Source organism: Halomonas sp. NO4, assembly GCF_010994375.1.
Classification (GTDB): Bacteria; Pseudomonadota; Gammaproteobacteria; order Pseudomonadales; family Halomonadaceae; genus Halomonas.
This window is the reverse complement of sequence record NZ_WHMA01000011.1, coordinates 89,435-97,468: the sequence shown is the minus strand read 5'-3', so window position 1 is coordinate 97,468 and position 8,034 is coordinate 89,435. Positions and strand designations below refer to the sequence as shown.

General features: G+C 69.6%; 7 protein-coding genes. 2 read left to right on the top strand and 5 right to left on the bottom strand.

What is annotated here, in order from left to right:
• Positions 1–456 (top strand): hypothetical protein (locus FEF15_RS19260; RefSeq protein WP_205598515.1); only part of this gene is annotated, 456 nt, incomplete at its 5' end.
• A gap of 54 nt (positions 457–510) precedes the next feature.
• On the top strand, positions 511–2,154 hold the full coding sequence (locus FEF15_RS10415; RefSeq protein ID WP_163559103.1) for an electron transfer flavoprotein-ubiquinone oxidoreductase: 1,644 nt from the start codon (positions 511–513) through the stop codon (positions 2,152–2,154).
• Positions 2,155–2,209: 55 nt separating this feature from the next.
• On the opposite strand, the gene FEF15_RS10410 is transcribed toward FEF15_RS10415, so the two are convergent.
• From FEF15_RS10410 to FEF15_RS10390, 5 genes are all read right to left on the bottom strand, one after another.
• Positions 2,210–3,310, bottom strand: a complete 1,101-nt coding sequence (locus FEF15_RS10410; protein WP_163559099.1) for a DegT/DnrJ/EryC1/StrS family aminotransferase — start codon at positions 3,308–3,310, stop codon at positions 2,210–2,212.
• Between the two features lie 9 nt (positions 3,311–3,319).
• Complete coding sequence (locus FEF15_RS10405; protein WP_163559098.1) at positions 3,320–4,297, bottom strand: Gfo/Idh/MocA family oxidoreductase; 978 nt, start codon at positions 4,295–4,297, stop codon at positions 3,320–3,322.
• A 106-nt stretch (positions 4,298–4,403) separates the two neighbouring features.
• Complete coding sequence (locus tag FEF15_RS10400; RefSeq protein ID WP_163559097.1) at positions 4,404–5,225, bottom strand: sulfurtransferase; 822 nt, start codon at positions 5,223–5,225, stop codon at positions 4,404–4,406.
• Between the two features lie 34 nt (positions 5,226–5,259).
• Complete coding sequence (locus tag FEF15_RS10395) at positions 5,260–7,461, bottom strand: ATP-dependent helicase (RefSeq protein ID WP_163559096.1); 2,202 nt, start codon at positions 7,459–7,461, stop codon at positions 5,260–5,262.
• On the bottom strand, positions 7,458–8,009 hold the full coding sequence (locus FEF15_RS10390) for a DUF1285 domain-containing protein (RefSeq protein ID WP_163559095.1): 552 nt from the start codon (positions 8,007–8,009) through the stop codon (positions 7,458–7,460). The genes FEF15_RS10395 and FEF15_RS10390 overlap by 4 nt, the downstream gene beginning before the upstream one ends.
• Positions 8,010–8,034 lie beyond the last annotated feature (25 nt).

Here is an 8,034-nt window from a genome sequence, read left to right as displayed (position 1 = left end):
GTTGTCCGGCTTGACCCGGATCTTGACGTTGTAGTCGATGACGCGTTTGACCGCGACGAGTACTTTCATGGTGTCCTCGCTTGGTTCACTCTTACGAACCGTCTGGTGAGACGCACGTCGATCGCCCGGCTCGGCACCGGAACGCCGGTATCGGCATCGAGGGGGCCAGTCGCACCGCCCCGACGCCCGATGTCTACCCTCAAGCCCGGCATAGAACCGTTCGACATGCCTTTATACGTTTCATGCAAGCGTTTGATAGGCGCCGCACCCAAAAACGTACCCAATGTGCCACAGCCGCAGTGGCTGCAACAATCCCCACGCGCCGCTGCAAGCGGCAACTACCCATCGTCGGGGGTGACCTGGTTCGTCTATTATGCCTATCATGGAGAATATCGAGAAGCAAACGACCGTTTTAAAACCTTTCGACGTTGGTGGTACGCCCCACGTCGCCGGTGAGGGAGGAGAGTGCAGGTGGATAACGAACAGCAGGAACAAGTCGAACGCGATGCCATGGATTTCGACGTGGTCATCGTGGGTGCCGGCCCCTCGGGCCTGGCGGCCGCCTGCCGGCTGATGCAGCAGGCGAACGATGCCGAGCGGGAACTCTCGGTGTGCGTGGTGGAAAAAGGCTCCGAGGTGGGCGCACACATTCTCTCGGGGGCGATCTTCGAACCCCGCGCCCTGGATGAGCTCTTTCCCGACTGGGCCGACCGTGGTGCCCCGCTCACCACCCCGGCAAGCCGCGACGAGGTCTACCTGCTCCGGGATGCCGAGAAAGCCCAGAAACTGCCGGGCGCCCTGGTACCGCCGAGCATGCACAACCTCGGCGGCGAGCACGCGCGCTACGTGATCAGTGCCGGCAACCTGAGCCGCTGGCTGGCCGAACAGGCGGAATCCCTGGGGGTCGAGATCTTCCCCGGCTTCGCCGCCCAGGACGTGATCGTCGACGAGGATGAGATCGTGCGCGGTATCCTCATCGGCGACATGGGCGTGGGCGCCGATGGCCAGCCCAAGGACAGCTACATGCCGGGCATGGAGCTGCGCGCCAAGTACACCCTGTTCGCCGAGGGCTCCCGCGGCCATCTGGGCAAGCGGCTGATCCAGCGGTTCAGCCTGGACGAGGGGCGCGACCCACAGCACTACGGCATCGGCCTCAAGGAGTTGTGGGACATTCCCGCCGACACGTACGAGCCGGGCCTGGTGCTGCACGGCTCCGGCTGGCCGCTGGACAAGCACACCCATGGCGGCTGGTTCCTCTACCACGGCGACAACCAGCAGGCGGTGGTCGGCCTGATCATGGACCTCTCCTACCAGAACCCCTGGCTCTCGCCGTTCGACGAGTTCCAGCGCATGAAACACCACCCGCTGCTCAAGCAGCATCTGGAGGGTGGCACCCGCGTGGCCTACGGCGCGCGCTCCATCACCAAAGGGGGCTTCAACTGCCTGCCGAAGATGACCTTCCCCGGCGGGCTGCTGATCGGCTGCGATGCCGGCACGCTGAACTTCGCCAAGATCAAGGGCCTGCACACGGCCATGAAGTCCGGCATGGTGGCCGCGGAGACGGTGTTCGAAGCCATTGCCGACGGCGACGAGGGCGGCCAGGAGCTGACCGCCTTCACCGGCAAGTGGGAAGCGAGCTGGGCCTACGCCGAGCTCAAGGCGAGCGCCAGCTTCGGGCCGGCGATCCACAAGTACGGCACCGTGCTCGGCGGCGCCTACAACTTCGCCGACCAGTTGCTGGGCGGCAAGCTGCCCACCCAGCACGACACCACCCCGGATCATGCCCGGCTCAAGCCCGCCGCGGAATGCGAGAAGATCGACTACCCGAAGCCCGACGGCAAGCTCTCCTTCGACAAGCTCTCCTCGGTGTTTTTGTCGAACACCAATCACGAGGAGGACCAGCCTTGCCACCTCAAGCTGACCGATCCGGACATCCCGATCCGCGACAACCTGCCCGAGTACGCCGAGCCGGCGCAGCGCTACTGCCCGGCCGCGGTCTACGAGGTGGTCGAGGGGGATGACGGCAAGCCGCAGTTCCAGATCAATTTCCAGAACTGCGTGCACTGCAAGACCTGCGACATCAAGGACCCGGCCCAGAACATCAACTGGGTGGCGCCGGAAGGCGGCGGCGGGCCCAACTACCCCAATATGTGAGTGCCTGAGCGGCCCCACTCAGGACCGGGGCCTGCCATCGCAGGCCCCACCTCGTTCAGACGTGCCCTTCGGCCTTCAGGGCGGCGGCCAGCACCTCGACCACTCGCCGCTGCTGCGCCTCCTCCAGGTAGGGGTGCATCGGTAGGCTGAGAATCCGCTGGCACACCGCTTCGCAGGCGGGCAGTGAACAATCCGGATCCATCAACGCCAGTTGGCGATACAGTGGACAGGGGTAATGGACGGCGGTGGGAATGCCGGCCGCGGCGAGCCGCGCGCGCGCCGCGTCACGACCGGCGAGCTGGAGGCTGTACTGGGCATGCACGCTGGCGTTGCCCGGCGCCAGCATCGGCAGGGCAACGTCGAGCGGCGCGAGCAGACGATCGTAGCGCTCGGCCACGGTGCGGCGTCGCGCCAGCTCGTCGTCGAAGCACTCGAGCTTCACCAGCAGCACCGCCGCCTGCAGGGTATCGAGACGACTGTTCATGCCCAAGCGAACGTGGTGATAAGGCGCCGCCTCGCCGTGGCGGGCAATGCAGCGCAGTGCCTCGGCCAGCTCGTCGTCGTCGGTGAACAGCGCCCCGCCGTCGCCGTAGGCGCCCAGCGGCTTGCTGGGAAAGAAGCTGGTGGCGGCGAGGCGCGACAGCGCGCCCGAGGGGCGACCGTGGCGGGTGGCGCCGAAGCTCTGGGCAGCATCCTCGAGCACTGCGAGGCTGTGGCGGACCGCCACGGCCTCGACTGCCTCCATGTCGGCACACTGGCCAAACAGCGACACCGGCAGGATGGCGCGGGTGCGCGGGGTGATCGCCGCCTCCAGACCGTCGGGGTCCAGCAGGCAGGTACGGGGGTCGATATCGACGTAGACGGGGCGCGCCCCGGCAAGCACCACGCTCTCGGCCGTGGCGATGAAGCTGAAGCCCGGCACGATCACCTCGTCACCGGGGCCGACGCCCAGCCCCATGAGCCCGATCTGCAACGCAGCAGTGCCGTTTCCACAGCTGATGCAGTGGTTCACCCCCACCCGCTCGGCCAAACGTCTTTCCAGTGCCTCGACCTCCGGGCCCAGCACGTAGCGGCCATGGGCCAGGACCGCCTGAATCGCCGCCTCGAGCCGCGGCTTGAGGCGCGCCTGCTGGGCGGCCAGGTCGATGAATTCCATGGCTCCCGCTCAGCGGTCCGCCAGGGCGGCCGGGGCCCGACCGAGTGCCAGCGCGCGCAGGCGCGGGTGGGCCTGGTCCGCCTGCGGCGGCTGCGGGTGCATGCGGCGGATGCGGTGGACCGTTTCCAGGCTGTGGCGCACCGAGTCGATGCCAAAGCCCCGCCCGGCCAGGATCTCGCGGTAGCTCACCGTATGCAGGTCATTGAAGCCACTGGAAAACTCGAACTCCTCCCCGTCGCAGCGGATGCTCCGGTAGGTGGCCTGGCGGCCGCGCACCGCGTCGGGCAGGTCCTCGGCGTCGATGGAGAGAAACCAGCACACCCGCGCCCTCTCGTACTCCAGATAGCCGGCTGCCTTGTGATCATCCTGGTAGTGCAGCACGGCCCGTTCCAGTTCGCCGAAGATCAGGTGCAGCATGTCGAAGAAGTGCACGCCGATCTCCGCCACCACGCCGAACGACTTGCGCGGATCGCCCTTCCAGCTGGCCAGGTACCAGGGGCCGCGCGCCGTGATGTAGGTCAGCTCCACCTCGTAGCGTCCCTCGTGGTGCTCGGCGGCCACCTTGTCGCGCAGCTCGTGTATCGCCGGGTGGTGGCGCAGCTGCATGATGCTGAAGACGCGCCGCGCGGTATCCGCCTCGATGGCACGCAGCTCGTCGAGCTGTGCCGGGGTGGAGACCAGCGGCTTCTCGCAGATGACGTCGCACCCCAGATAGAGCCCGGCCGTGACATGGGCACCGTGCAGGTGATTGGGGGAGCACACCACCAGATAGTCCAGGGCCCGCCGCTGCTGGCGGCGCAGGCGCCAGGCGTGCTCGAGGAAGTACTCGAATTCGGTGAAAAAGGCGCAGTCCGTGGAGATCGAGTCGATGATGCCCACCGAGTCGTTGATGTCGTAGGCCGCCACCAGCTCGTGGCCCGTCTCCTTGATGGCCTGCATGTGGCGCGGCGCGATGTAGCCGGCCGCACCGATGAGCGCGAAGTTCATCCCGTGCCCTCCCAGGCTCGCCGCCTCGTTTCAGCGTAGCGTAGCAGCTGCGCCGGGACTGGCCGGTACGGCACTTTGTTGGAACGCAGTCGGCGAGTGCGGGGGCCTAGCCCGTGGCGACGGGGCGCGCCGGGTCGCGAATCCACTCGCTCCACGAGCCGGCATAGAGCCGCGGCAGCGGCCGCCCGGCCACGGCGTACGCGAGGATGGTGTGGCAGGCAGTGACGCCGGAGCCGCAGTAGGCGATCGTCGCCGCCGTCTCGGGCAGCTCGGCAGCGAGCTGCTCGGGCGACTTGAAATAGCCCGCCGGGGTCAGGTTGTCGCTGCTCGGCCGACACGCCGCGCCGGGGATATGGCCGGCCACGGGATCGATGGGCTCGGCCTCGCCGCGGAAACGCTCGGGGGCGCGCGCATCGACCTTGAGTTCATCGCCCACCAGGACGCGACCGGCATCCACCCAGGCGCTGTCATCGAAGCGCGGCTGCCAGGCGCTCGGCACGGGGGGTGACTCGCGGCCCAGCGGTAGTTCGCCGCCCGCTTCCTGCCAGGCTCGCAGGCCGCCGTCGAGCATGCGCACGTCCGGATGGCCGGCCCAGATGGCCAGCATCCACCAGGCGCGGGCCGCGGCGAGTTGCCCGCCCATGTCGTCGTAGACCACCACCGGGCGCTCGGGAGTCAGCCCCAGGCGCTGGACCACGGCAGTGAAGGCCGCGGGCGAAGGCAGCGGATGGCGCCCTCCCTCCCCCGCCGGCGCGGCCAGGTCACGGTCAAGATCGAGGTGCTGGCTGCCGGGCAGGTTACCTTCTCGCCACAGCCGCTCGCCGGCGGTGGCGTCGCTGAGCCGGGCACGGCAGTCCAGCACCCGAGGGGGAGTAGCGGTGGCGAGCGCTTCGCGCAGCGCCTCGGCGGTGATCAGCGGATGGGGCATGGTTGACCTCCTGGCATGGTGGATACGGCGGGCATCACCCCGGCACGACACTCAGCAGTTCGATGGGCGCACGACGGGCGATCAGCCGCCGCCGGCCCGCCTGGTGAAAGCGTACCTCGATCACCGGATTGGCCGGGTCGCCCTCCACCACGGCGATCTCTCCCTCGCCGAAGACGGCGTGGCGCAGTCGCTGGCCGACGCTGAACGCTTCGCCCCCTGCCGGCTCGGTGCAAGCGGCGACCGGGCGGCGGGCGGGCTCCAGCGGCAGGGAACGGCCCAGCGCCATCAGGTAGCGGCCCACCAGCGCCGGGTCGGAGACCGCCAGCGGCGGCCCCGTCGCCTGGGGCTCGTCGAGGCGCTCGCCGACACGCTGGCACTCCTGCCAGGCACTCTCGGCAATGAAGCGACTGGGGCGATGCTCGCCGCCATCGTGGAGCACCAGCAGGCGTTCGCGGGCCCGGGTGATCGCCACGTAGAAGAGCCGCCGCTCCTCCTCCAGGCGCTCGGGCGTCAGGGGATTGTCGCGTCCGTAGTGCGGAAAGTCCTCCTCGTTGGCCCCGGCCAGGACCACCAGCGGCCATTCCAGGCCCTTGGCACCGTGCACGGTGGTGATCAGCATCCCCTCGGCATGGTTCTCCACGGGGCGCTCGAGGAGCTCGATGAAGGCGTCGAGGTCGCGCACCTCGCCGGCCTGCTCGATGAGCACATCGAGCAGGCGTACGTCCTCCTCGCCCTTGTCGCGGCGCGCCGCCGCCCGCTTGAGGACCTTGTCGGCCTCCAGGCGCTCCACCACGTGGGCGAGCAGACGCGCCGGCGGCCAGCTAGACAGCCGCGGCAGCTCGCAGAGCAGCGCCCAGCGCCGCTTGAGGTTGCGGCGCTGCAGCGGTTTGAGGTCGGCGATCAGCGGGTCATGACGCTCGGGAAAGTGCTGCGTCGTGGCCAGCCGGCGCGCCAGGGTCGCCAGCCGCTCGCGGGCCACGAAGGGTGTGGGCTGTTCGAGCAGGCGCTGGAGCAGGGCGGGGTCGGCGAGCAGGCGGGCATCCCGCGACAGGCGCAGGTAGCCGGCCAGCGCCTGGACCAGCGGCAGGCGGAAGACGAAGCGATCCTCCCGGGCGAGGCGGAACGGCACGCCGGCCTGCAGCAGCGCGAGCTGGGCCGGCACCGACAGTGCCCAGCTGCGCACCAGCAGGCAGGTCTCGTCGAGACGCCGGCCGTCGCGCCGCCAGTCGGCCAGGGCGTCGAGCAGCGCCGCCCGCCCCGCCGCCACGACCAGCCGGGTGGCGGGGGTGCCGGGCGCGGCGAGGCACAGCTGGTCGGGACGCCGGCGGTTGGCGGCAATGGCGTGGTTGGCCGCCAGCGCCAGGGCGTGGCCATGCCGGAAGGTCGTGGAGAGGGGGTAGTCGGTGGCGGGACCGAAGGTCGTGGCGAAATGCTCGCGCATGGTGTCGGGGTGCGCCCCGCGCCACTCGTAGATGCACTGGTTGGCATCGCCCACCGCCATAACCGCCGCGTCGCGCCCCGCCAGGGTGGCGAGCAGGCGCAGCTGCGCCTGGTTGATGTCCTGATATTCGTCGATGATGACGTGGTCGAGAAAGCCCTGCACCCGTGCGCTCAGCGCGGCGTCGGCTTCCAGGGCGCGCAGCGGGCGGAAGAGCAGGTCCGCATAGGTCATCAGGCCATGATCGGCGAGCAGGTGCTCGAGATGATCGAAGGCGCCCACGAAGTGACCGCACTCCGCACCCAGGTCGAGGCGCTCATAGAGGGCGGCCGGTGCGATCATCTCGGCCTTCACCAGGCCGCAGAAGTGCGCCAGCGCGTCGAGGGTGTCCGCCTCCAGCGCCACCTCACGACGCTCGGGATCGTCGTCCAGGGCGGCAAGGGTCGCCTGGCGCAGCAGCCGTTCCACCTGCCAGTCGGCGGCGAGCAGCTGGCGCGGCGCCAGTGCCCCCCAGCGGGTCAGGCTGGCGGTGAGGCGATGCCCCAGGGAGTGGAAGGTGCGCACATCGGGCAGGCGCTGTTCCGACGGGGCCAGGGCGGCCAGCCGGGTCTGGAAATCCTCGCGGGCCGAGCGATTGAACATCAACACCAGCAGCCGCGAGGGCGGCACGCCGCGCTCCAGCAGGTGCCACACCCGGGCCACCAGGGTGGTGGTCTTGCCCGAGCCGGCCACCGCCGCCACCCGGGCATGGCCGGCGCCGTGCTCGACCACCGCGCGCTGCTCGGCGGTCAGCCTCATGCGTCCTCGGCCGCCAGCCGGCCCAAGGGCTGCCAGACGCCGTCGCTGACCAGCCCCAGCTCGACGCTGCCGTCTTCACCGGGGCGCGCCTCGGCAGTGTCCACCAGGCGGTAGTAGAGGTTGCGCCCCAGCCGTGCCGCGAGGCCGAAACGCACCGGCACCTCGGGCACCGCGACCCCGTCGGGCGTGGCGGTGACGGTGAAGCGGTGCACGGCGCCGAGGCGCAGCCGGTCGCCGACATTGGTGACCAACCACCAGCCGTCGGCATCGGGGTCGGCATCGACGATCACGAAGGGACGGTCCACCACCCGGATGCGCTGCTTCTCCACCGGGGTCACCAGGTAGTAGTGGCCATCCGACTCGCGACGCAGGATGGTGGAGAGCAGCCGCACCAGCCGCGGCCGGGCAATCTCCGCTCCCTCGTGAATCCAGCGACCGTCGGCGGCGATCTCCAGATCCATCTCGCCGACCGCCTCGGGGTGCCAGCGCTCCACGGGCGGGACCTCGCCCCAGGGCTCGATGCGGGCCAGCAGCGGTTCCAGGTTCATGGCGCCCTCCGTGATGGCGTTCGCC

What these genes read in the sequence shown, in the direction of transcription:
- FEF15_RS10395 (WP_163559096.1), bottom strand. Translation starts at nt 7,461, where the DNA reads ATGAGGCTGACCGCCGAGCAGCGCGCGGTGGTCGAGCACGGCGCCGGC.
- FEF15_RS10390 (WP_163559095.1), bottom strand. Translation starts at nt 8,009, where the DNA reads ATGAACCTGGAACCGCTGCTGGCCCGCATCGAGCCCTGGGGCGAGGTC.
- FEF15_RS10400 (WP_163559097.1), bottom strand. Translation starts at nt 5,225, where the DNA reads ATGCCCCATCCGCTGATCACCGCCGAGGCGCTGCGCGAAGCGCTCGCC.
- FEF15_RS10405 (WP_163559098.1), bottom strand. Translation starts at nt 4,297, where the DNA reads ATGAACTTCGCGCTCATCGGTGCGGCCGGCTACATCGCGCCGCGCCAC.
- FEF15_RS10410 (WP_163559099.1), bottom strand. Translation starts at nt 3,310, where the DNA reads ATGGAATTCATCGACCTGGCCGCCCAGCAGGCGCGCCTCAAGCCGCGG.
- FEF15_RS10415 (WP_163559103.1), top strand. Translation starts at nt 511, where the DNA reads ATGGATTTCGACGTGGTCATCGTGGGTGCCGGCCCCTCGGGCCTGGCG.